The sequence below is a fragment of the Candidatus Magnetaquicoccus inordinatus genome (assembly GCF_004217665.1).
Taxonomy (GTDB): Bacteria; Pseudomonadota; Magnetococcia; order Magnetococcales; family Magnetaquicoccaceae; genus Magnetaquicoccus; species Magnetaquicoccus inordinatus.
Genome location: NZ_RXIU01000020.1, coordinates 1 through 26,020 on the forward strand (window position 1 = coordinate 1; position 26,020 = coordinate 26,020).

Here is a 26,020-nt window from a genome sequence, read left to right on the forward strand (position 1 = left end):
AGTTTGAAAATCGCTATTCCCCGGAAGATGTGGACACCACTTTTCACTGGAGCACCACTCCGGAATATAAAGCGCTCGTGCGCTGCGTCGAGTCTGGTGGCCCGGAACCGGGTGTCGGTTGTGCCGGAAGGGGCGTGATCACCGCGATTAACTTTCTTGAAGAGGAGGGGGCCTACGAAGAGGAGTTGGATTTTGTCTTTTACGATGTGTTGGGCGATGTGGTCTGTGGTGGGTTTGCCATGCCCATTCGCGAGGGCAAAGCCCAAGAGATCTATATTGTGGTCTCCGGCGAGATGATGGCCATGTATGCGGCCAACAATATTGCCAAGGGAATTGTCAAATATGCCCGTTCTGGTGGTGTGCGTCTGGCCGGATTGATCTGCAACTCGCGCAATACCGATCGTGAGGCCGATTTGATTGAAGCTTTGGCCCGGCGTCTGGGCACCCAGATGATCCATTTTGTGCCCCGCGACAATACGGTGCAACGGGCAGAGATTCGCCGCATGACCGTGATCGAATATGATCCCACCGCCAAGCAGGCTGATGAATATCGTGCCCTGGCACGCAAAATTATCGAAAACAAAAAACTGGTTGTTCCGACGCCGCTGACCATGGATGAGTTGGAAGAGCTGTTGATGGAGTTTGGTATTTTGGATGAAGCGGATGAGTCCATTGTGGGCCGCTCTGCCGCCGAAGAGGCAGCTCTGGCTGCTGTTTGTGTCTGAGCACCTATCCAGGAGAAAAGAGATGCTTACACGTGAAAAAGCTGAATCCCTGATTCAGGAGGTGCTCTCGGTCTATCCCGCCGAAGCGGGTAAAGAGCGGGCAGAGCATCTGGCGGTCAGCAGCCCCGGAGAGGAGTCTGCTGGCAGTTGTGTCACCGCCAATCGTAAATCGCAGCCGGGGGTGATGACGGTGCGTGGTTGTGCCTATGCCGGATCCAAAGGGGTGGTATGGGGACCGATCAAGGATATGATTCATCTCTCCCATGGTCCGGTCGGCTGCGGTCAATATTCCCGTGCCGGTCGCCGCAACTATTATATCGGTCATACCGGCATCAACGCCTTTGGCACCATGAATTTTACCTCCGATTTTCAAGAAAAAGATGTGGTGTTTGGCGGCGACAAAAAGCTGGCCAAGCTGCTGGGCGAGATCAACACCCTGTTTCCCTTGAACCGTGGCATCTCCATTCAATCGGAGTGCCCGGTGGGCTTGATTGGCGATGATATTGAAGCGGTTGCCAAAGAGCAGAGCGCGCTCCTGCAAAAACCGATTGTGCCGGTGCGTTGTGAAGGTTTTCGAGGGGTGTCGCAATCTCTTGGCCATCATATCGCCAACGATACCATTCGCGATTATATTCTGGACCGGGAGGCCAGTTCACCGGCCATCGATTGCGGCAAATATGATGTGGCCATTATTGGCGACTATAACATTGGCGGCGATGCCTGGTCGTCGCGCATTCTTTTGGAAGAGATGGGCTTGCGGGTGGTGGCGCAGTGGTCGGGTGATGGCACCTTGGCCGAGCTGGAACGAACCAGCAAAGTCAAACTCAATCTGGTGCACTGTTACCGCTCCATGAACTATATCTCCCGGCATATGGAGGTCAAATATGGCATTCCCTGGCTGGAATACAACTTTTTTGGTCCCAGCAAAATAGCCGAATCCTTGCGCAAAATTGCCAGCCGTTTTGATGCCACCATTCAGGAGGGAGCGGAACGGGTGATTGCCAAATATCAGGATCTGAGCGACGCCATCACCGCCAAATATCGTCCTCGTCTGCAGGGCAAACGGGTGATGCTCTATGTGGGTGGCTTGCGTCCGCGCCATGTGATCGGAGCCTATGAGGATCTGGGTATGGAGGTGGTGGGTACCGGTTATGAGTTTGGGCATGGCGATGACTATGAACGGACTGTCGAAGATCTCAAACAGACCACCCTGATTTATGATGATGCCAGCGCCTATGAGCTGGAACAGTTTGTGGAAAAAATTCGTCCCGACCTGATCGGCTCAGGGATCAAGGAGAAATATCTCTTTCAAAAGATGGGGATCCCTTTCCGGCAAATGCACTCCTGGGACTATTCCGGCCCCTATCACGGCTATGATGGCTATGCCATTTTTGCCCGCGATATGGATATGACTCTCAATAATCCCTGTTGGAAAATGATGAAGCCCCCTTGGCAAAACAGCACCTGCTAGCGTTTGCGTTGTTTTGAACGCAATGGTGGGCAACCAATTCACTTTCATGTGGCCCAGAGTGACCGCGGATGGGCGGCACATAAGGAGAGAAACATGTCACAAACGATGGAACAGATTATTCCCTGTTATCCTCTCTTCCAGGAGGCTGAATATCGCTCTTTGCTGCGCAACAAGGCAGAACAGTTTGAAAATCGCTATTCCCCGGAAGATGTGGACACCACTTTTCACTGGAGCACCACTCCGGAATATAAAGCGCTCAATTTTAGCCGTGAGGCGTTGACGGTCAACCCGGCCAAAGCCTGTCAACCATTGGGGGCGGTATTGTGTGCCTTGGGCTTTCAAAAGACCTTGCCCTACGTGCATGGCAGCCAAGGGTGTACGGCCTATTTTCGCACCTATTTTAATCGCCACTTCAAAGAGCCGGTGGCCTGTGTCTCCGACTCGATGACCGAAGATGCCGCAGTCTTTGGCGGGCAAAAAAATCTTTTTGCCGGTCTGGAAAATGCCAAGGCTCTCTATGATCCTGAGATGATTGCCGTCTCCAGCACCTGCATGGCCGAGGTGATCGGTGATGATTTGAACGCCTTCATCAACAATGCCAAAAAGGAGGGGCGCATTCCCGAAGAGTTTCCCACCCCCTTTGCCCATACCCCGAGCTTTATCGGCAGCCATCTGACCGGTTGGGATAATATGCTGGAGGGGGTGCTGCGCTATTTTACTCTCAACGAAATGGCCGACAAGGAGCCGGGCAGTAATGGCAAGCTCAATGTGGTGTTGGGCTTTGAGACCTATCTGGGCAACTATCGGGTGATCAAGCGGATGCTGCGTGAGATGGGGGTAGCCTATACGCTGCTCTCCGATCCAGAAATGGTTTTGGATACCCCTGCGGATGGCAAATATCGCATGTATGCGGGCGGGACCACCCAGGCCGAGATCAAGGATGCCCCCAATGCTATTGACACGCTGTTGCTGCAATCCTGGAGTCTGGACAAGAGCAAAAAATATCTGAAAGAGAGCTGGAACCATGCAGTGACCCCGGTTGATGCTCCTTATGGCCTGGCGGCTACTGATCGCTTTTTGATGGCGGTTGCCCAACTGACTGGCAAGCCGATTCCGCCCTCTTTGGAGCTGGAGCGCGGGCGTCTGGTGGATATGATAGCCGATTCCCACTCCTGGCTGCATGGGCGCCGTTTTTCCATCTTTGGGGATCCCGACTTTGTCATGGGGATGACCCGCTTTTTGCTGGAGTTGGGTGCGGAGCCGTTGCATCTGTTGAGTCATAATGCGACCAAACGCTGGGCCAAGGGTATGGAGCAACTGTTGAGTGCCTCACCCTTTGGCAAAGAGGCAGAGATCCATTTTGGCCGTGATCTATGGCATCTGCGTTCGTTGCTCTTTGAGAAAAAGCCGGATTTTCTCATTGGCAACTCCTATGGCAAGGAGTTGCAGCGGGATACCTTGCACAAGGGCAAGGAGTATGAGGTGCCTTTGATCCGCATTGGCTTTCCCATTTTTGACCGCCATCATCTGCATCGCAATGCTACGTTGGGCTATGAGGGGGCGATGTATCTGTTGACCACACTGGTCAATGAGATTTTGGCGCGCCTGGATCAAGAGACATCCATCATGGGCGAAACCGACTATAACTTTGATTTGATCCGCTAGGAGAGGACGATGCCGGAGTTGATCTTGCGCCGTAACGCTGCAGGAGCGCTGCTCTGTTATGTGGCCAAACGGGATTTGGAGGCAGCGGTGCTCTCTGTGGAACATGATGCTGAGGATCGCTGGGGTGGCACCCTCTCTTTGGCCAATGGTGAACGCTTTTTTATCGAACCGCGCGGGAGTCGTCCGGTGTTACCGGTGACCTTGCGTGCCAACAAGGTGTAAGAGTTTGCTTGCAAAGCACTGTGTCGGCTGTCGGAGAGCTGAGAGCTTGTGAAAAAATCAAACCCTACTGCGAACGCCGCCAATTCAGGCCGCGCCACGTTGCAAAACCTGCTCCAGGGGGTCGCGTGGAACAACCACGCTCACCCCTGGAGCACATTTCGCGCCTTGCGGGGCCAGTTTGGCAACGCTCTCGCTACGGTTTTGCTTTTTTCACAAGCTCTGAGGCCAGCCTCTTTCGGCAGCCTGCATGCAGTGTCATCCACCACCATTTTTTTGCAAACTGGGAGAGTGTCACATGCCCAACAAGCTTCCCCCCACTCCCGTTCCTGGCACCATTCGGGTGGTGTGTGCCAGTGATTCCGGGGTGGCGATAGATGGCCATTTTGCTACCTGTCGGCACTATTTTTTGTATGATGTGGGCGTGCACGAGCTGCACTATGCCGCCACACTGACCTTTGAAGGCAAAGGCGAGTTGGAAAAACGTCTTGCTCTGTTGCAAGGCAGCAGTTTGGCCTGCATGGCACAGATTGGTGGTCCGGCAGCAGCGCGGGTCAGTCGGGCCGGGATTTTGCCCTTGAAGATGCCGGCAGGCACCCAACTGGATGGTTTGTTGCAGAGTCTGCAAAAACGTCTGGCCACCGCTCCCCCGCGCTGGCTGGCGCTTAAATTGGGGGAGCAGTGTCAGCAAACGCTGTCTCTACAGCTCCAGCAGAGTCAGGGGGAGCAGTGTCAGCAGAACAGGGAAGAACAGCAGCAGCCGACCATGGGCAGAGAGTGCCAGCAGGGCAGGGGTGAGCACCAGCACATCCTGGGCAGAGGGTGCCAGCAGCCGAGCAGGGGTGGAGCCTGCCAGAAACGGATGTCTGCGCCCGCGCAATAAGTCTCTGGAGTGTTTTGGCCACAAGCAGCGTGGGGGTGCTGGTAGAGGCTCTCTCTCTGCTTGTGGTTTTATGCCCGCTGTTTGTGGTGAACACGCCTCTCTGTAAGCAAGATCGCTACACTCTGCCCAGGCGCATGTTGATGGGCCAGACCAGGGTATGCCGGGTATTGCCATCGCCCCAGGCTTGCGTCATCTCCTTGGCAAAGCGCACAGGGATCTCCTCTTTGCCTGCCTCTCTGGCCCGACGCACCGCAGACCAGGTAAAAATATAGCCCAAAAACTCAGCCAGTTGCCACTCGACCCGGATGGAGAGAGCAGGGGGTGTCAGTTCGGCAAAGGGAAAAGCGATGGTGGCATAGCCGCTCTCTACCAGCGCTCGCTCTGGCGGCCAGTAGGGGCCCAGCTCTGTGTCATAAAAATGTTGGAAGCGCGGATGGAGTGCCGGTTCCAGCGTGAGGATGCCATAACTGAGCAAAGCCACAATAGCTCCCGGGCGGGCGACTCTGTGCACCTCTTTCCAGAAGAGGGGCAGGTCAAACCAATGGGCTGCCTGGGCAGCGGTGAGCAGGCTGACACTCTGTTCGGCCAGGGGCAGTTGTTCTGCCGGGGCACATTGATAGAGAACTCCTTTTTCAGGGAGAGCATTGTTGATCTGTTCGACGCTGGGATCCAGACCGATCACCTGCTGAAAATAGGGGGCCAAAAGGCGTGTCAACTGGCCATTGCCACAGCCCACATCCACGGCCATCTGGTTGTCTGGTGCCAAGGCGGCGAGAGAGGCAGCGATTTCTGCGGGATAGCTGGGCCGAAAGCGGGCATAGTTCTGGCCTCCCTGGTCAAACCAATTGCGTGCGGGTTGGCATGCCGGATCATGGTTGGCGGACATGGGGTTGCTCTCCTGGCGGTTGTGGAGGGGAAGGGCCGTGCTTGTTGCTGACGCGACGGTCGACGTTATCATACCCTCTCATCAAGCAGCAGCCAACTCCTGATACAGAAAGCTCTGAAAGCCCGAGAACATTTTCTTGAGCTCCTCAGCTTGGCCAAGATCGGCCACAGCATCAGCAAGGGAATCGTGATATTTGAGGCGCAACAGCGGGGTCAATTTTTCCTGATCCAACTCCTCCACGCCAACGAGAATGTATTGGGAGAGTACAAAGTCAAGAAAGAGCTGTTGTTTATTGTTAAAGTGTCTGCTGATGATTGCTTTCGCTTTGGCCGCACGCTATGCGCGGGTCAGAGGGGGCAGTGCATAGGCTACATGGGCTAAAACGTCAAACAGATCACTCTGTTCTGCCTCAATGATCTTCTGCATTTCGGCCAGTTGATCCTTGCCGAACCCCTTTTCTGCCAGACCTTGCAACAGCTTTCTGCGGGTATCTGGCGTACTCCACAATGAACGCAGTTCGGCTTCATTCTTGAAAAATTCTGGCAAGGTGCCGAAAAGCGACTCCATGAACTGCTGTGCCGACATGGGGGTGCCGTCGGGATGCCAAAAGCGTGTTGCCATCATGTGTTGAATAGTACGGGCCTTGCCATCGGCCAGTTTGATCTTTACCATTTTCACGCAGATGCAAGGTAGGTAACCACAGCTCTGGCACGGTTCTCTGACGCACTGGCATGGTCGTTGGCCACAGCGCGAACAAGGTTGTGGTTGCGGTTTTGCGCACTGGCAGGGATAGCCGCCGCACCTCGGACAGGCTTCCGGTTCCAATGGATCACCATCCCATGCCGGGTCGTTGAAATGGTGGTGCGCTTCCACAAAATCATAGATGGTAAAATACTCTTTGCCATCATAAAGCCGCGTACCTCGTCCGATGATCTGCTTGAATTCGATCATGGAACGGATCGGACGCAACAGTACAATATTGCGCACATTGCGGGCATCCACACCGGTCGAAAGTTTGTGCGAGGTGGTTAAAATTGTGGGAATCGACTTCTCGTTGTCCTGGAAATCCCTGAGATGTTGTTCCCCCAACTGCCCGTCATTGGCCGTTACCCGCTGGCAATAGTTGGTATCGGTGCTGCTCTCTATTTGGTTGACAAGGTCGCGTATGGCCAAGGCATGTAGCTGGGTGGCACAAAAAACCAACGTCTTTTCTCGCTGATTGATCTGCGCCATAATAATCTCAACCCTCTTCTGCTCCCGTTCCTTGATTTCAATAATCTTGTTGAAGTCGCTTTCCTTGTAGCATTTGCCGACTTGAATTTCCCCTTCGATGACAAAGTCATCAGGGGTATAGAGATATTCGTCAATGGTGGTGGCAATCAGTTTGACACGAAAGGGGGTGAGATAGCCGTCATTGATCCCCTCTCTGAGGGAATAGGTGAAGACCGGGTCTCCAAAATAGTCGTAGGTATCGACATTGTCCCGGCGTTTGGGGGTGGCGGTCAGCCCCAGTTGTACGGCTGGTGAAAAATATTCAAGGATGGCGCGCCAGTTGCCCTCATCATTGGCACCGCCCCGGTGACACTCATCAATCACTATGAAATCAAAAAAATGGGCTGGATAGTCACCAAAACAGGGGGATGGCTGGCCATTGCGGGGAGGTCCGCTCATGAAGGTCTGAAAGATGGTGAAAAAAAGGCTGCCATTGGTTGGTACTCGCCCGCGCTTGCGAATGTCGTCGGGTTCGATGCGCACCATGGCATCTTCCGGGAAGGCGGAAAAGGCGTTATAGGCTTGATCGGCCAGGATGTTGCGGTCGGCCAGGAAGAGAATGCGCGGACGCCGACTCGGCTCGCCTTCAGTTTGCCAATCGATCAGATTCCAACGGGAGTGAAACAGTTTCCAGGCAATCTGGAAGGCGATAAAGGTTTTTCCCGTACCGGTAGCCAGAGTCAGCAAGATGCGCTTCTGATGGTTGGCGACCGCTTCCAAGACTCGCTCAATGGCAATATCCTGATAATAGCGCCCCTGAAAATGGCCTCCCTTGTCCTCAAAAGGCACTTTGGCAAAGCGGTTGCGCCAGATGTTTGGCACGGCAAAAGTGCGGTCCCACAGCTCATCCGGTGTGGGATAATCTGCCAGTTCTCCTTCTTTTCCGCTGTGCATATCAATGCCATAAATAGCCTGACCATTGCTGGCATAGGTAAAACGAATGGCCAGCTTGTCTGCATACTCCTTGGCTTGTCCTACTCCTTCGGTTAAGGGGGCGTCCCACGGTTTGGCCTCGACTACCGCAAGTTTGGTGTTGCGATACTCCAGTACATAGTCGGCCTGGAGGGATTTTCCGCGCTTGCCATGATTTTCGATACGGCCCTGGGTGATCGGATATTCCCGACGAATGCGACTTTCCGCAACCACGCCCCAGCCTGCGGCGGCCAGGGCGGGATCAATATATTCGGCACGGGTTTCGGCTTCGTTCATCTCAGTTTCCTCGCGCCAGCATATTCATGATCAGGCGGATCATGGTCTCTTTGTGTGCCGGGTCGGACTCGGCCACCAACAAGGCCAGTGCTGCCAAACCAATGTCGTTGATCACCGGAATACCCTCGGCATCCAGCAACCGCCCATTGGTATGCAAAAAATCCACAAACAAAAAGGCAGCACTGCGTTTATTGCCATCGGCAAAAGGATGGTTTTTGATGACAAAATAGAGCAGATGGGCCGCTTTGGTCTCCACGCTGGGATAGGCTGGTTGCCCAAACACGCTTTGCTGCAGATTACCCAGCAGGGCGGCAAAACTCTCGCCGCGTTCCAAAGCGAACAGATTCGATGCCTCGCCACGAGTCAGCAGATCGGCCTTGAGCTGTGCCAAGGCAGTGCGGGCTTGGGCCAAGGTGGGCAGAATACCGCCGCGCTGCTCTGGTGGTTCACTTAACAGCCCTTCGTCATAGCGTTGCAGCAGCAAAAAAGTCTGCGCGTAGCGGGTCACGATATTCAGCAAACCGCGTCCGGTATCAACCATGAGTTCCGTACTCTGTGCTGCCTTTTTCACCAGTTGCAGCGCGGCTTCCAGTTCGCTGGCGTTGGCCTCCAGGCGTTGACGGTCCAGGGTATAGCCTTGGGTCAGATGCGCCCGCAAGATACGGGTGGCCCACTGCCGAAAACGGGTAGCCCGCAGCGAGTTGACCCGATAGCCCACGGAAATAATGACATCGAGGTTATAAATTTTGATCGGTTTATCTGAACCAGCAATGTGCAAAAATTGCACATTGCTTTCTTCAACCAGCTCTTCCTCAGTAAAAATATTACGCAAATGTTTTGTTATTACCGAACGCTCACGCCCAAACAACTGCCCAATCTGCTCCTGAGAGAGCCAGACTGTCTCTTTTGCCAATCGGACTTCAACAACACCATTTTCTGTTTGGTAGATGGAGATTTCGTCCATGACGCATCCTTATAGCTGACCGCTGAAGGCTTGGTGGAGTAGGGATTTTTTGAGTTCGTCGAGGAGGATGAGTTTTTGTTGGTAAAGAGTTTCGAGGCGTTGGGTTTCGGTGCGAACGGCATCCATGATTGAAACAATATGCTCTTGTTCAGAAATGCTTGTTGGCAATGCAATCTCTAGCCGTTGGATCATTCCGATCTTCAGAAACTTTGTACCCACACCAACGGACTGATCTTTAAATTGTTTCAAGCTTTTCAGTAGTTGGAAATATATAAATCGACACAGGGCACGCTTTTGCTCATTCACAGTTATTATATAAGTGCGCTGATAAGCGTTAAATTTTCCATTATAGTGCTTGACATTGAAGTCACCTATAGCATTGTTTCCAGCCAAGAGAATGGCCTCACAATCGAAAGCATAGCTATCTATTGCATAAACATCTCTCGAACAGGTAAAAAAAGGATATTTTCCTCCCTCAATAGCCGCATTTGCATCCAATTTACCAGTAGTGATTTTTACCAACATTCCAAGAGGAACCCTCGGTGCGTTAAAGCCATGTAAATGGCTTTCAAAAATAGCGTGGGCGTTCTGGAGGTTTTTCTCGGTGTTGGCTTTGGCGGTGGCAATACCGTCAAAGGCTTTGTCGAGGATGGCGACGATGCGTTGTTGTTCGGAAACCAAAGGGAATGAGATTTTTATGGACTTATAGGCATCACCATTCAAATTCCGAATACCTGTGGAGTGGCTCTGCATCCCCTCTGTGACACCAGAGAGATAAGTCCAATGCAAAAATTTATGAAGGAATCGGAAATACAGATCATTAGGATCAGAGACCCGTATTGCAGTAGTGAAATTACTAAACGAGAAATCACCCTCAGTTTTGTCGAACAAAACAACCCGTCCTACTGGTTGCTTTGGTCCACCACCTGATTTTTCCAGAATGATATCACCAAATTGGAGACGGCGTTTTTCAAATTTCTTCTCTTCCACATCAAGATAAGCGATATCAGAATCATCCAGGACACCCTCTTTAGTGAAATTGGTGTTACGAATCACACCAATATGCACAAAGGGTGGATTTTCCCCCTTCCAAAGTCCATTTGAAAACTGGCAAACGTCTGCTAAACTCTTAGTTTGCCATTCGCTCTTCATAGCAACCCCCTGATCTTCGCCAACACCTCTGCACTCTCCGCATCCAACGCTGCGATTTCGTCCATAATCTCCTGTGGGGAGCGATGAATGACCGTCTCGTTGTTGTTAGGATTTCTTACTGACAAATCGAAGGTGTCGGGGTTGATGCTTTTGGCAGCCACGCTCCAGCTTTTCGGCGAATCGGCCTTGGTTTTTTGCAGGGTGATAAATTCCGCCAGATCATCATCGTTGAGGGCATTGGTCTTGCCCAGATTGCGGCCTGGGTCAAGTTGATAATACCAGATGGTGCGGGTGGGAGCACCTTTCTCGAAAAACAGCACCACCGTCTTGACCCCCGCCCCCTGAAAAGTACCACCAGGACAATCAAGGATAGTATGCAGGTTGCAGCTTTCCAAGAGCAGTTTGCGCAGGGAGACAGAGGCGTTGTCGGTGTTGGACAAAAAAGTATTCTTGATCACCACACCTGCCCGACCACCCGCCTTGAGCATCTTGATAAAGTGTTGTAGGAATAAAAAGGCGGTCTCTCCCGTGCGAATGGGAAAATTCTGCTGGACCTCGGCACGCTCCTTGCCGCCAAAGGGGGGATTGGCCAGGATCACATCATGGCGCTCTCTCTCCTGAATGTCGGCAAGGTTTTCGCTCAGGGTGTTGGTGTGGATGATGTTGGGGGCTTCGATGCCATGCAGAATCATGTTCATGATGGCAATGACATAGGCAAGGGATTTTTTTTCCTTGCCATAAAAGGTGCGCTCCTGCAACGTTTTGAGATCACTGGCGGTCAGATTGGGTTTTTGGCGCAGATAGACAAAGGCTTCACACAAAAATCCCGCCGAACCCACCGCGCCATCATAGATGCGCTCCCCAATTTTGGGCGCGACCACCTGCACAATGGCACGAATCAACGGACGCGGCGTATAATATTCACCACCGTTGCGCCCGGCGTTGCCCATGTTCTTGATCTTGGCTTCATACAGATAGGAGAGTTCGTGCTTTTCGGCTTGCGAGCGAAAGCGTAACGTGTCGATCTGGTCGATCACATCCCGCAAAATATAACCACTGCGGATTTTGTTTTTGATCTCACCAAAGATTTCACCAATTTTGTAGGCAATGGTGTTCGGTCCGCTGGCCTTCAGTTTGAAACCATGCAGATAGGGGAAAAGAGTGCGATCGACAAAATCACACAAATCATCGCCAGTCAGTGCCTTGTCATGGTCAAGTTTGCCCTCTTTATCCTTGGGTGCGGCCCAACTCTCCCAACGATAGGGAGGATCCAGGATAAAGGTATACCTCCGCCCTTCCAACGCCGCCTCCACGGCCTTGTCCTGTTCCAGATTATCCAGATATTTCAAAAACAATAACCACGAAGATTGCTCGGTATAATCAAGCTCGGTGGTACATCCGGCCTCCTTGCGGAGAATATCATCAATATTTTTGAATGCTTGTTCAAACATCTATGAGTTTACCACAGGCAAAGAGGATTGACAGACTGCAACCAGACTGTTTTTCTTAGCAGGTATGAATAGAGTTTGTCAAAACATTATAGTGTCTTGTTTGCCAGCATTTTCTCTCGCTTCCACGGGCATTGGGCCATCCGCTGCCCGTCGTGCTGCGCGGCAGGAGAGCTCTACGGGGCCAGCAGAGAATCCAGGCAATTGGGTGGGTATCCGAGCTGTTGCACACCCAGTGCAACCTTTAGAGAGTGTTTCCTCTGCTGCTCAACCCCTCATAACTCTCGCACCTCGATCCCATAGAGCTTGATCCGATAGCCGATCTGCCGGGGGGTCATGCCGAGGAGGCGGGCGGCTTTGGCCTTGACCCAGCCTGCCTGGCGCAAGGCTGCCTCGATCCGCTCCCTTTCCGAAGCTTCTGTGTCGGGGAGCTCACTCTCCTGCAACAGCTCCCGCTCCAACGCGAGTGGTGCTGTCAGGAGTGCTTCTCCCTTGCCCAGGTGCATGGCCGTGGCCAGACCACTCTCTATCGCCTCGCCTCGAATCACCCCATCATGACAGAGCACCGCAGCCCGCTCCAGACAGTTTTCCAACTCGCGTACATTGCCCGGCCAATCATGCAGCATCAACATGCGGATGGCCGCTTCGGTCATCACCAGGCGTCGGCCCTGACGTTTGGAAATTTTGGCCAACTGAAAACGGGCCAGATCGGGAATATCCTCTTTGCGCGCACGCAAAGCAGGCAGTTCGATGGTCAAAACATTGAGACGATAATAGAGATCCTGACGAAAACTGCCGCGCGCTACCGCCTCCTCCAGATTGCGGTTGGTGGCGGCAATGATCCGTACATCCACGCGGATGGAGTTTTCTCCGCCTACCCGTTCAAACTCACCCTCCTGCAGGACACGCAGCAGTTTGGCCTGAAAATTGGGGGAGATCTCTCCCAGCTCATCCAGAAAAAGAGTGCCATGGTGTGCCAGTTCAAAACGTCCTTTTCGGGCGTTGACCGCCCCGGTAAAGGCGCCCCGTTCATGGCCAAACAGCTCCGACTCCAACAGATTGTCTGGCAAAGCGGCACAGTTCAAACGTACAAAAGGACGTTTGGCGCGTGGCGAGTTGTAATGAATGGCATGGGCAATCAACTCCTTGCCAGTGCCCGATTCGCCACGCAACAGCACGGTAGTGTTCCATTTGGCCACCAGTCGGACCATTTCAAACACCGATTGCATGGAGGCGGTGCGCCCTATGATATTTTCAAAACCATAGCGACAGCGCATCTGGCGCAGCAATTGATCGCGCTGGGTAACCAGATCCTGTTTTTCGGCCAGAAGCTTGCGGGCACGCACAATGCACTGTACCAACAGTTGTGCCACCATCTCCAAAAATCGGGCATGATAGAGAATGTCAGTACCATTTTGCAGGCGTGGTTGTGCCGCCAATACACCGATCAACTCCTCTTTGCCGATGCGGATGGGAACTCCGATAAAGGGTGAATCCCGATCCAACAGCCCCAAGCGGTTGAGCAGACGGGGTTCATCTTTGGCTCGTGCCACCAAAACCGTTTTACCGGCCATTAAAACGGTACCCAATACCCCCTCGCCAGAGCGATAACAGAGGGTGTCCACCTGTTCGTGCCGACCAGCAGGATGTACAGCGTTGATAAACAGGGCGCCACTCTCTTCATTGACCAGAGTGACCACAGCCGGGTTCATCTGTGCCGCTTGTGCCAGGGCCTCCACAACCCCTTGCAGAGTTTTTTGCAGATCATACGAGTGTTGCAGAATGCGGCTGATCTGAAACAGAGCTGCCAAGTGCAGAGCGGCAGCCCTTTCATCCCAGGCAAGTGTACTTTCATCACTTGTGTTGTCCAGCAGATTCATCATGGTGCCTCGCGCTGTATAAAGGGCTCGCTGCTGACTGCGCATAATGTATGCCAGAAGAGCTGCTGGCCGCAGAAATATTTGCGATTGCGCAAAAACAGTCGAGAGTAATATGGATAGAAAAGTATGCTGCACAAAATATTTAGGCAATTGCCGGGGAATGAGCTGAGAGCATGCTGTATAAATATGCTGACTGCGCAAATAAAGGGCGCCCTCATTTTGGGCGTGCCTTTATTTTAGGCAGTGGCATCTTGCTGGTATGCCGCTGCTCTATTCAGGCAGTGGCATCTTGCTGGTAGGCCGCTGCTCTATTTTGGGAAAAAAGGAAATAGTGATTGAATAGAAGCGATGCCGTCGTGTAGACTAAACTCGCGGACCACGCGGGATAAAAGTAATCAGCGTTCGTTAATCTCTGTTGCCAAGGTGAATGAGAATGTCCATCAAACCCTCTCCCCACACCCACTCATCTGTTGCGGCACAATTGCCGGAAAGTGGGGGTGAGCAGTGTGTCTCTGTTGTGGATGGAGCGGTGTTGCTGCCACAGGCGGCCTATTTCCTGGAGGGAGAGTTTACCCGGGCGGGCAACGATCTGCTGATTGACTCTCCGCAAGGTGGTCTGATTCGGGTGCTGGACTATTTTCAGCAACAGAGCCTGCCGATTATCACTGCGGAAAATGGGGCCTTTCTCTTGCCGGAGAGCGTGGCTTTGCTGTTGCCGCTCTCGGCCAATGGTCTGTTGGTGGCTGCAGCCGATGGGCTGGTGGCCAGCGATGCCGCCAAGGCGCCAGAAGCGGCCATCGGCAAGGTCAAAAGCCTCACGGGTGCGGCCACAGCGCGCTCTCAGGGAGGTGAGAGTCGCACCCTGAAAGAGGGGGATTCCCTTTTTGAAGGGGAGGAGTTGCGTACCGCCGAGGGGGGACAGGTGCAATTGCAGTTTGTCGATGGCACCCTGTTTCAGGTGGGGGTCAATGCCCGGGTGATCATCAATAAATTTCTCTATAATCCTGACGCGGCCCAGGGTGAGTTTGGGGCAACGGTGATGAAGGGGGCTTTTGCCTATAGCAGTGGCAATCTGGCCAAACAGCATGGCGGTCGCCATACCCTGATTAAAACCCCAACGGCACAAATTGGTGTGCGGGGGAGCGCCCTGCAAGGCAACGTGGCTGATGATGGAAAGACCGATCTGCTGCATCAGGGTGGGGTGATTGATGTCTCCGACAAGAATGGCCAGGGCACGGTGACTCTGTTGCAACCCGGTACGGCCACGATTGTCACTCTCGATGGTGGCCCTGCACCGGTCTTTACCGCTTCACAAACCTTTTTGGATCGTCTGAAATCGCTGTTGCCTGTCACTCTGCCGGGTCACCAGCCCGAAAACCAGAGCAACCAAAGCAGCGAGGCGGCGCATGAAACGGTGATGATGCAATCGCTGTTGGAGAGCTATAAAGAGAGCCCCTTGAGCAGTGCCATCAAAACCACCCTGGGTTTGGATCTGGAGAAGATGACGCAGGCGGAGAGGGTAGAGCTGGTGCATGACTTGCGCCAGTTGACGGCACAACTGCCCCCCTTGCCAGCTCCCAAACTTAACACCTCGCACGGTGTTTTTCTCGATAGTGCGGTGGCAGGCATCCGTTATCAAACCGCCACCTTGAGCGGTATCACCGATGCCAATGGCGGCTTTTCTTTCAAAGAGGGGGAGACGGTCACCTTTTCCATCGGTGGCATTGTCATCGGTTCGGCCAATATGCGCAGCAGCAAGAGCGGCTTGCCGATTGTCACCCCAACGCTGCTGGCGGAAGCGGCCTCTGCCTCGGAAGAGGTGCGCTATAATGTCGCCACCAACATGATTCGATTGCTGCAAACCCTTGATAGCGATGGCGATCCCGGCAACGGCATCAGCATCCAAATCAGTGAGGAGTCGATGAAGGCGGCTTTGGGCACGGAAAAGCTGGATCTGAGCCGTTCGGTAAGCGAGTTTGAACAACAGATTGAGGGCAATAGCGCCCTGGTGCAGTTGCTCAAGGAGTCTACGGCGGCCAGTGAGGGACAACTGGTGGCCGAGGAGAAGGCTTGGCAACATTATCAGCAGACGCTGACCGCCCTGGAGTCACTCGATCAGGTATCGGTGCAGACTGCCAGCTTTCTCTTTACCGCCCAGGGCAACTCCTTTTCGCTCTCCCTTGCTGCTCTTTTCAAAGGGACGGAAGGGAGCTCCCTGCTCTATTCGGTGCACATGAGCCAGGGAGAGGAGAGCCCGGCCTGGTTGCACTTTGATCCGCAAAAACTGACCATCAGTGGCACCCCCGGTAATATCGATGTGGGTCTGGTAGTGATCACCATCAGCGCCGCTTTGGCAGAGAGCCCACTCAGTACGCAATCGGTCAACTATCTGTTGATGGTGGATAATGTCAACGATGCGCCCATTGCGGCCACCTTGACAGAACAGGCGGTCAACAAAGGGGCAACCTGGCAATGGCGTGCCGATGCTTTCAGCGACCCCGATCTGGCTCTTTCTGTGGCTGGCAAAGCGATTGACCAGCTTACCTACAGCGCCACGCTCGCCGATGGCTCGCCTTTGCCGGATTATATCCATTTTGATGCCGACAGCCGTACCTTCAGCAGCACTGCCTTGGGCAATGCCGAGCAATATATGCTTCGGCTGACTGCCACCGACCGTTATGGGGCCCATACCAGCAGCGATTTTCGTTTGACCGTCAACACCCCGCCCACAGCAGAACAGGCGCTGGATAACCAGACAGTCAACCAGCATGAAGCACTCCTCTACACCTTGCCAGCCGACGCTTTCAGTGATCCCGACTCCTGGGACAGCAGCCTGCATTTGCAGTATCGGGCAACCCCCATCGACAGCCAGCAGCCCGACCCCACCTGGCTGCACTTTAATCCCCTGACCCGGCAGTTTTATGGTACCCCTGGCAGTGCCGATGGCGATCTGTTGATCACGGTCACCGCCAGCGACAGTTATGCGGCCAGCGTGGAGGAGAGTTTTCAACTGCATGTCCAGCATGTCAATCATGCCCCGCAGAGCAGTGGCTTAAATAACCGTTTTCAGTTGGCTGGGCAGCCATTCCTGCTCTCCCTGGCCTCTGCCTTCAGCGATTTGGATCAGGATGTTTTAAGTTTTTCCGCCATGTTGGCCGATGAGAGCCCCTTGCCGGATTGGTTGAGTGTGAGCGCAGACGGCAAATTGCTGGCCACCGCGGCGCAGGCCGGAGAGCTCTCCATTGTGGTGACCGCCTCTGACGGCCTCGCGTCGGTCACTGCTGCTGCCTTTACTCTTGCGGTCGGCTCACCTCCCCAGGCACAGACAGCACTGTCGGCCCAACAGCTCAATCAGGGGGAGTCGTTGCACTATACCCTGCCCAGCGACAGCTTTGTCGATAGTGACAGTTGGGATCAACTGCGCTATAGCAGCTCCAGCCTGCCGGAGTGGCTGCATTTTGATGCGCAAAACAGAATCTTTACCGGCACACCGCGCAATGAGGATATTGTAGATAATCTGCCGATCACGGTTACCGCAACCGATCTGGCCGGAGGGAGTGCCTCTGCCTCCTTTTATCTCACCGTCCACAACAGCAATGATGCTCCCTATTGGAGCACCCCCTTGAGCAACATCAGTGCCACCCAGGGCAAGATTTTGCAATGGCTTCTGCCCGCTGTTGATCCAGACAGCCGTTGGGGCGATCAGCTCACCTTTGCTGCCCATCTATCCTCTGGTGCGGAGCTGCCGGCCTGGCTCTCCTTTGACAGCAGCAGCGGAATCTTCTCAGGGCTGCCTGGACGCAGCGATTTGGGTACTCTCTCCATCGAGGTGACGGCGACCGATCAAGGAGTCAATGGGCAAAACCGCCTCTCGGTCAGCGGCAGCTTTACTATCGATGTGCTTGCTCCCAGCGCAGCCCCGCTTTTGCTGACACCTGTTGCCGATCAACAGTTGTTGCAAGCGCACAATCTTCTGTGGCAACTTCCTGCCGAGAGCTTTCGTGCGGCCAGCAGTGGCTCTGTGTTGAGCTATTCTGCCCGGCTAATGGATGGCTCGGCAAATGGGCGAGAGATTGCTGTCAGCGGTGGCGATCTTTGGCTCCATTTTGATCCTTTGACCCGCACCTTGAGTGGTCTCCCGGAAAATGACGATGTGGGCAGTTGGCAGATCAAGATAATCGCTACCGATTCTCTTTCCGGTCTGGCCACCGCCGACAATTTTGCCATAACCGTCAACAACCTGAACGATGCCCCGAGCGTGGTAGGCGAGGGGTTGACCAGTCGCTTGGCCTCGCCTCGCGCCAGTGGCGAGAGCGCCACCACCCCTACCTTTAGCATCTCCTGGGCCGAGGTGTTGGCAGATTTTCAGGATGTGGACCACAATGATAGGTTAAGCTTTTCTGTCACTTTGCAGGATGGCTCGCCCTTGCCCTCCTGGCTCCATGTCGCTTCGGTAAACGATCCGGCAGGAGCCTTTCTCTATGGAACGCCGACTGAGGCCGATACAGGCACTCTGTTGGGCTTAAAAATCATTGCCAGCGATCTCGGTGGATTGCAGGCAGAAGATCGTTTTCTGCTGTTGGTGACTCCGCCCAACCATGCGCCACAGCTTGCTGCCAGCATTGCCGACAAAGAGGCGTTGCAGGGGGCACTGTTCATGTATGAAGTGCCGCAGGCCAGCTTTGCTGATCTGGATCTGCCCAATGATCGATTGCGCTATCAAGCCTGGCGCGTCGATGGCCAAGGATTGCTTGGCGCACTGCCCTCCTGGCTGCATTTTGATGCCGATACCCATACCTTTTTGGGTACGCCAGGCAACAGCAATGTGGGCAGCCTGACCCTCCGGGTGCGTGCAACCGACTGGTATGGCGCCCCAGTCGAGAGCAATGATTTTACGGTGACGGTGGCCAATGTGAATGATGCGCCGCAACTGTTGCAGAGTCTCAGTGCGCGCACTGCGATAATCGGTTCGGCTTTTGGCGGTTTTTCGGTGGCCTCCGCCTTCAATGATCCCGATCTCGCCTATGGCGATGCCTTGACCTACAGCTTTGCGGCTGTGGGTGGCAGCCTCCCCTCCTGGTTAAAAATGACCCAGGCGGGCAGCTTTTATGCTGAAAACCATCCCCTGCTCAATGATGCCGACAAGGGGATCTATACCATCAAGGTGACCGCCAGTGATGCCTTGGGGGCGAAGGTTTCTGATCTTTTTGCCTTGAACATCCAAAATCCCAATCATGCCCCGCAATTGAACAGCGGCAAAGAGCTCTCTGCACAACTGAATGGGCGTAGCGCCCAGCAGGATCAGCCCTTTACCTTTAGCGTGCAGGCCGACACCTTCAGCGATTCCGATCTGGGCGAGCAACTGACCTGGAGTGCCCGTTTGGCCAATGGCGATGCACTGCCCAGTTGGCTGCAATTTGACTCTCAGGCGCATACCTTTCTGGGGGTGCCGCGCAACAGCGATGTGGCACGTAGCGGCAGCAGCTTCAATATTGTCCTGACTGCCACGGACCGTCAGGGTGCTTTTGTTGAGGACAGCTTTCTGCTTCAGGTGCAAAACCGCAACGATGCTCCCTATCGGCAGGTGGGCACAAGTTTGCCCAATCACTCTGTCACCCTGGGACAGGGGCTGGCGTGGACGCTGGAGAGCGATCTGTTTACCGATCCGGATGGCGATCCTTTAACCTGGAGTGCCACACTGGCCGATGGCAGCGCTCTGCCTGTCTGGTTATCCTTTGACAGTGGCACACGCCTTTTGAGTGGTAGCGCTCCGGCTGAGTGGGACAGCACGACCGGACGTACCCTGGCGGTGAAGGTGACGGTCAGCGATGGCAGTTTGAGTGCCAGCGATCTCTTTACCTTGACCCTTAACCATGCGCCGACCGTATCTGGTCCCCTGACCTTGGCCAACCATGCCGTGCAAGGGCAGAGCTTCTATTACAAGCTGCCGCAGGATCTTTTCCAGGATGCCGATCTGGCTTATGGCGATCAATTGACTGTTTCCGCCACCCTCAAGGATGGTACAGATCTTTCGGCAGTTGGCAGTTGGTTGCGTTTTGATCCCAGCTCAAAAACCTTGCTCGCTCTGCCGGGCAATGCGCAGGTCGGCACGTGGGATATCACCTTGTGGGCGACCGACAAGGCGGGGGATAGTGTGCGGCTGACAACCCAACTGCAGGTGGATAATGTCAACGATGTACCTGTCATTGTTGTCCAGGCTGCTGAGCAGGTGGTGGAAAGCGGAAGCGCTTTTACGCTCTCCCTGGGAAGACTCTTTGCCGATCCCGACCTGGGGGATAGTCTCAGCCATACGCTGAGTGTGGCCGGAGGGGGTAATGGGGGATTGACTCTCACTGCCGACAGTGCCGGTAATCTGACTGTGCAGGGTACGGCCAGCCAGAGCAGTTCGGAGATGGCGGTCAAGTTGACAGCCAGTGATGGCGCTGCCACGGTCAGCCAGATGTTTGTGTTGCGGGCTCTGCCTGCCAATCATGCGCCAACGGTGGATCTGGCGGCAATCGGCGATCAAAGCATCGTGCAAAACCAACTGTTGTTCTATCGTATCCCCCAGGGAGCGTTTGCCGACAGTGATGGCGATCGGTTGCAACTGAGTGTGACCCGTGCTGATGGCAGCCCCTTGCCCTCTTGGCTGCATTTTGATGCCGAGACCGGCACGCTGCTCGGCCGACCCGGTAACAGCGATTGGCAGGGGATGAACATCCATGCCGACCACAGCGGCGCCTCTCTGGAGCTGTTGGCGGTGGCCACCGATCCGCGTGGCGGGCAGGCCAGTGATCGTTTTACCCTCACCGTCAAGAACAGCAATGATGCCCCGACCATCAATCCGCAGGAGAGTTTTACGCCGTTGCTGGTCAATCAGGGGAGTCTGTTTCGTTACCAGATTCCGGCTGAACATTTTCTGGATGCCGATGCCCTGTTTGGCGACACCTTGAGCTGGAATGTCAGCTTGAGCGGTGGGGGAGCGCTCCCCTCCTGGCTGGTTTTTGATCCCGTCACTCGGCAATTGAGTGGTACACCGACCACGATGGGCCTCCTGGATTTGCGGGTGACGGTCAGTGACAGCCAACAGGCCAGCATTGCCGATAATCTGACCATTCAGATAGTGCCGCCCAACCATCAGCCCACAGTGGCCAGCCATTTGGCCAATCTCTCCGTGGATGAGGAGAAGCCTTTCAGTTGGCAAATTCCTTTGGCCACCTTCCAGGATCAGGATGAAGGGGAGAGTCTGACGCTCACTGCCAAGTTGTTGAATGGTTTGGATCTTGCCGATCCGAATTCGAGCTTCTGGCTGCATTTTGATCCCGTGACCCGCACCTTTTATGGTACGCCGCAGAATGGCCTGTACAACGGGCAGTTGCATGATGATGTGGGCAGTATAACCATCAAGGTGACGGCGACCGATAGCGGCAACGGCAATCCTGCGGCCAAGGTTGCGGTCAGCGACAGCTTTGAGCTGCAGATTAACAATATTAATGATGCACCTCTGCTGCGCCATTCTGTGGCCACCCAGGCAGGGGAGCAGGGGTTGCGAGCCACTAGTGGCCAACTGTTTCGTCTGGCCTTGGCGACCGATACCTTTATCGATCCCGATGCCGGTGATCTGTTGACGTTGCGCGCCGACAATCTTCCCGACTGGCTGCACTTTGATGCTGAGACCGCCACCTTTACCGGTACGGCAGGCAGCAGCGATCAAACAGTCAATATCAAACTGCTTGCCACCGACAGCCAGAACAGCAGTCGTGCCGATCTCTTTACCATCCAGGTGGTTGATCCCAACCTGGCGCCAGTGCGCAACGACACCCTGGCGGATCTGCAGGCCAGTCAAGCGACTCCTTTCCGTTATCAATTCAGCAACAGCCTGTTTGGCGATCCAGAGGGGGCGGCTCTGCGTTATACCCTGACGCAGGCTGATGGTTCGCCCTTGTCCAATCAATCCTGGCTGCATTTTGATAGCGATACCCGCACCTTGAGTGGCTTGCCCGGCAATGCGGATGTGGGGGTCTGGGAGCTCAAACTGTTGGCCAGCGATCCTTTGGGTGCCAGTAGCGCCACCCTGTTTCATATTAACGTCAGCAATAGCAATGATGCACCACTGTTGCTCCACTCTTTGCACAATCAGGGAGTGGTGCGTGGCACCACAAGCAGTTTTCGTATCGATGAGAGCAGCTTTGCCGATGCCGATACCCCCTATGGTGATCGGTTGAGCTGGGAGGCCAAACAGGTTGATGGCTCGGCTTTGCCTACCTGGTTGACTTTTGATGCCACAAGCCAACTCTTTACCGTAACCCCAGGAAATGACGCACAATCGCTCACCATCAGTCTGCAGGTGACCGATCAAGCGGGCAGCAAGGCTGCCGACACCTTCCGCCTGGAAGTGGCCGATACCCAGGAGGGGCTGTTTTTGGACAGCAAGGTGGTCAATATCAGCTATGTGACCAGGAATGCGCAGGGAGTATTGACCCATAGCGGCGTGACCAACAGCGAGGGCGCTTTTCTTTATGATGCGCCGACCGATAGGGTCTCCTTCTCTATCGGTGGTATCGCTTTGGGCACTGCCCAGGCCGGTTCGGTGATCACGCCGGTGCATTTGGCCGGCAGCAACAATCTCAATGGCATCACCAACATGCTGCGCCTGTTGCAAACGCTCGATGACAACGGTATTGCCGAGGATGGCATCAGCATCAGCAATCAGATTTTGAGTGCTTCCGCCGATCGCTCCCTCAATTTTAACCTTTCGGGCAGCGCTTTTGCCAATGCTGCTGGCAGTTATCTCACCGCTGTAGGCAAGAGTGGTGGTTTGGTTTCGGCGGAAAGCGCCTGGCGCCACTTTTTGGGCACGCTCTCCGGTTTGGGCAGCGATGGTGCTGGTATCTTTGCCACCAGCCAGGATCCTCTGCACTCCTATGATCCTTTCAACCCCATGGTGATGCAAAACAGCAACCTCTCGTATCAGGCGATCCCGGCGCTGTTTGGTCTGTCACGCGAGGTAAAAGAGTGGCGGCTGAGTCGTCTGGATGGCAGTGCCTTGCCGAACAAGTTTTGGCTCTCGCTCGACAAGGATACTGGCCTTTTTTCCGGCACTCCGGGCAATGAGGATGTGGGCACTCTGTCGCTGTTGCTGACCGCCAAAACGGGCAAAACGGTGGTGAGTGAGGTGATCGACTTTACCGTGTTGAATCGCAACGATGCTCCGACCTATCAAGCGGGATCACTCAGCAATCAAACTGTGACCAAGGATAAATCCTTCTTTTATCAGTTGCCCGCCAACGCCTTCAGCGACCCCGATTTTGCCTATGGTGATCGTTTAAGCTTTAGCATCTCGCGGGCTGATGGGACGCAAGCTCTGCCGGAGTGGCTCCATTTTGATGCCGATACCGGTACCTTTTCCGGCACACCGACCGCTACCGGCACGACTTTGCTGCGGGTTACCGCCAGCGACAAGGAGGGAGCTGCAGTGGCGGCGCTCTTTGAGCTGAAGGTCAACGCCGACAACCATGCCCCTGTTCTCAATCTGGGCATCAGCCAGCAAAACATCCCGGTTGCCAAGGAGGGAACTGCTTTTCGTTGGCAATTGGCTGCCAACACCTTTACCGATAGCGATCTTGGCGACACCCTGACCTATAGCTATTCCAGCTCTGTGGTCGGAGGAGAGGGCAATCGTTCGGCCAGTTGGCTCCATTTTGATGCCGATACGCGCACCTTTAGTGGCACCCCCACTGCTGCCGATGTGGGAGCGGTGACCATCAAGGTGAGTGTCACGGATAACGTAGGGGTCAAGGTCAGCGACAGCTTTACGCTGGATGTGCAGCGCCTACCCCATGCCCCGCAGTTGCACCTGCCCATAGCCGAGCAGTTGGCCAATCAAAGCTTTCTGCTGGGCGAGGCACTGCGCATCAACCTGGATAAAAACAGCTTTACCGTCGATCCAGGCGATCAAATGACTCTTTCTGCCGCGTTGACCGATGGCAGCAGTTTAAGCACAATTGGCCTGACCTTTGATGCGGCGACCGCCACCATTACCGGTATACCCAACCGGGTGGGCAGCCATCATTTGCGAATCAGCGCCCTCGATAGCAACAACTCTCTCTCCACCAGCGACTATTTTGATCTCACGGTCAAGGCGCCCAACCATGCACCCACCGTCAATGCGACTGTGGCCTGGAATGCTCCCATCCTCAGTGAAGGCAGCCCCTTTAGCTATAAGCTGCCCACCGCCCACTTTTATGATGCCAACAACGATAGCTTGCTCTTTTCCGCAAGCCTGTTGCAGGGAGGGGCTTTGCCCGCCTGGTTGCGCTTTGATGCGGCCAGCAACAGCTTGCTGGGCACCCCAGGCAGCGCTACGGCAGGCAGCTTTGTCATCAAAATTACCGCCAGCGACAGCTCTGCCGCGACGGTTGCCGACAGTTTTACCCTGGTGGTCAATCCGGTCAATCATGCCCCGCAGTTGCATGCCGACAAGCTGCTGCCACAAACGGCCACTGTTGACTCTCTCTTTACCTATCGGCTGGCCAGCGATCTGTTCACCGATGCCGATGCTGGCAGCAGTTTGAGCTATCAGAGCAGCATCGTCAAACAGGGCAGTAGCCAGCCAGTCTCTTGGCTGCGCTTTGATGCCGATACCGCCTCCTTTTCCGGGCGACCGGGTGAAGGCGATTTGGGCAGCTATCAGGTGACTCTGTCGGCGCAAGATCAGGGAGGGTTGCACTCAGATGCAGGCAGTTTTCTGATTCAGGTGAGCGCTGTCAACCATGCGCCAATTCGTACTGCTGTTGATGTGGGCAGCGTGCCGCAGGCTGTGGAGGAATCAGCGTTTCAGTTTACCCTTCCGGCTGGTTTGTTCAGTGATGCGGATGCCGGTGATCAGTTGCGTCTGCAGGTGGTCAATGGGCTAAATGGTGGCGCTTTACCCGCTTGGCTGAGTTTCGATAACAGCACACGTATGTTGAGCGGCACCCCCAATGGTGCGGCTGTAGGGACGACACCTCTCAAAATTATCGCCACCGACAAGGCAGGGTTATCGGTGGCCGACTCATTCAACCTGACCGTACTGCCGCTGAACAAGGCGCCATTTGTCAATCAGCAGATTGCCACACAAACTCTGACCGAGGGCAGCAATTGGCTGTTCAAGTTGGACTCTGCCACCTTCAGCGATCCCAATAGTGGCGACAGTTTGACCTATAGCGCCACCTTGGCCAATGGTGCGTCTCTCAGCAGTGTGGGGCTGTCGTTTGATCCCTTGAGTCTCACCTTTAGCGGTGCCCCGGCAGTAGATCAATACAACCTACTGGTCAAGGCCACCGACGAGGGCGGCTTGTTTGCCAGCAAACAGTTTATCCTGCAGGTCAATCATCTAAACCATGCCCCCACTTTGGATGCCTTGCCGCCGACAGTGACGGTGCAACAGGGAGCGACGCTGCAGCTTGCCTTGCCGAATGCTCTCTTCAGCGATGGGGATGGTGATCCGTTGCAGTGGTCCATCAGCAGCGCCACTGCTGTGGCTCTGCCCCATTGGTTGCAGTTTGATGCGGCAAGCCGCACCTTACGCAGCAGTCGCAGCTTGGGCAATGGCGATGTGGGAGAGTATTCCATTAAACTGCAGGTTCAGGATCCCAGCGGCGAGTCGGCCTTTGCCACTTTGCAGATTCAGGTAAGCAACAGCAATGATGCGCCGCTGTTGCAGGGGAGCATTGCCGATGCACCGTTGGCGACTGTGGGCAAATCCTTTATCTATGCGCTGCCGAGCACACTCTTTGCCGATCCCGACAGCGGTTTTGGCGATACTTTGCAGGTGAGTGCGCGCTTAAGCAATGGTGATGCCTTGCCCTCCTGGTTGCAGTTTGACAGTCGCTCGCTGACCTTCAGCGCCCTGCCGAGCAGCAGCGGCAGTTGGGAAATTGTGGTCAAAGCCCAGGATCAAAGCGGCGCTTTTGTTGCAGACACCTTTCTTTTGCAGGCAATCAGCAGCAACAGTGCGCCACAACTGAGCAACTCTTTGAGCAATCTCAATCTGCAAGCCAGCCGAGGCCAGACTTTTTCCTATCAGTTTGCTGCCAACACCTTTAGCGACAGCGATAGCGGCGATCAGTTGCGCTATGAAGCGCTGCAGTTGAATGGCAACCAGTTGCCCACTTGGCTGCGTTTTGATAGGGAGGGTTGCACTCAGATGCAGGCAGTTTTCTGATTCAGGTGAGCGCTGTCAACCATGCGCCAATTCGTACTGCT

The 26,020-nt window shown here is 54.6% G+C and carries 11 protein-coding genes and 1 pseudogene; 6 read left to right on the plus strand and 6 right to left on the minus strand.

Annotated features, from left to right (window positions below):
• The 5 genes from EJP87_RS03245 to EJP87_RS03265 all read left to right on the plus strand — a co-directional run.
• The coding region (locus tag EJP87_RS03245) for a hypothetical protein (protein WP_130470433.1) at positions 1-725 on the plus strand (725 nt) is incomplete at its 5' end.
• A gap of 22 nt (positions 726-747) precedes the next feature.
• Positions 748-2,196, plus strand: coding sequence for a nitrogenase molybdenum-iron protein alpha chain (nifD, locus tag EJP87_RS03250; RefSeq protein WP_130470434.1), 1,449 nt, complete (start codon positions 748-750; stop codon positions 2,194-2,196).
• Between the two features lie 93 nt (positions 2,197-2,289).
• The gene (gene nifK / locus EJP87_RS03255; protein WP_130470435.1) at positions 2,290-3,861 is read left to right on the plus strand and encodes a nitrogenase molybdenum-iron protein subunit beta; all 1,572 of its coding nucleotides are present in this window, start codon (positions 2,290-2,292) and stop codon (positions 3,859-3,861) included.
• A 9-nt stretch (positions 3,862-3,870) separates the two neighbouring features.
• Positions 3,871-4,083, plus strand: coding sequence for a putative nitrogen fixation protein NifT (gene nifT / locus EJP87_RS03260; RefSeq protein WP_130470436.1), 213 nt, complete (start codon positions 3,871-3,873; stop codon positions 4,081-4,083).
• Positions 4,084-4,378: 295 nt separating this feature from the next.
• A complete protein-coding gene (locus tag EJP87_RS03265; RefSeq protein WP_193771106.1) occupies positions 4,379-4,963 on the plus strand; it encodes a NifB/NifX family molybdenum-iron cluster-binding protein in 585 nt (194 codons plus the stop codon).
• Between the two features lie 115 nt (positions 4,964-5,078).
• Here EJP87_RS03265 and EJP87_RS03270 read toward each other — a convergent pair whose 3' ends face one another.
• The 6 genes and pseudogenes from EJP87_RS03270 to nifA form a co-directional block, all read right to left on the minus strand.
• Complete coding sequence (locus EJP87_RS03270; protein WP_130470438.1) at positions 5,079-5,849, minus strand: class I SAM-dependent methyltransferase; 771 nt, start codon at positions 5,847-5,849, stop codon at positions 5,079-5,081.
• An 81-nt stretch (positions 5,850-5,930) separates the two neighbouring features.
• Positions 5,931-8,330 (minus strand): annotated as a pseudogene (hsdR, locus tag EJP87_RS03275) (EcoAI/FtnUII family type I restriction enzme subunit R).
• Position 8,331: 1 nt separating this feature from the next.
• The gene (locus EJP87_RS03280) at positions 8,332-9,294 is read right to left on the minus strand and encodes a virulence RhuM family protein/type II toxin-antitoxin system death-on-curing family toxin (protein ID WP_130470439.1); all 963 of its coding nucleotides are present in this window, start codon (positions 9,292-9,294) and stop codon (positions 8,332-8,334) included.
• A gap of 9 nt (positions 9,295-9,303) precedes the next feature.
• Positions 9,304-10,446, minus strand: a complete 1,143-nt coding sequence (locus EJP87_RS03285) for a restriction endonuclease subunit S (protein ID WP_130470440.1) — start codon at positions 10,444-10,446, stop codon at positions 9,304-9,306.
• Positions 10,443-11,897 carry a class I SAM-dependent DNA methyltransferase gene (locus tag EJP87_RS03290; RefSeq protein WP_130470441.1) on the minus strand — a complete coding sequence of 485 codons (1,455 nt, stop codon included), beginning with the start codon at positions 11,895-11,897 and terminating at the stop codon, positions 10,443-10,445. The genes EJP87_RS03285 and EJP87_RS03290 overlap by 4 nt, the downstream gene beginning before the upstream one ends.
• Positions 11,898-12,169: 272 nt before the next feature.
• The gene (gene nifA, locus EJP87_RS03295; RefSeq protein ID WP_227657428.1) at positions 12,170-13,777 is read right to left on the minus strand and encodes a nif-specific transcriptional activator NifA; all 1,608 of its coding nucleotides are present in this window, start codon (positions 13,775-13,777) and stop codon (positions 12,170-12,172) included.
• Between the two features lie 430 nt (positions 13,778-14,207).
• On the opposite strand from nifA, the gene EJP87_RS03300 reads away from it, so the two are divergent.
• On the plus strand, positions 14,208-25,979 hold the full coding sequence (locus tag EJP87_RS03300; RefSeq protein ID WP_193771107.1) for a putative Ig domain-containing protein: 11,772 nt from the start codon (positions 14,208-14,210) through the stop codon (positions 25,977-25,979).
• Positions 25,980-26,020: the final 41 nt, after the last annotated feature.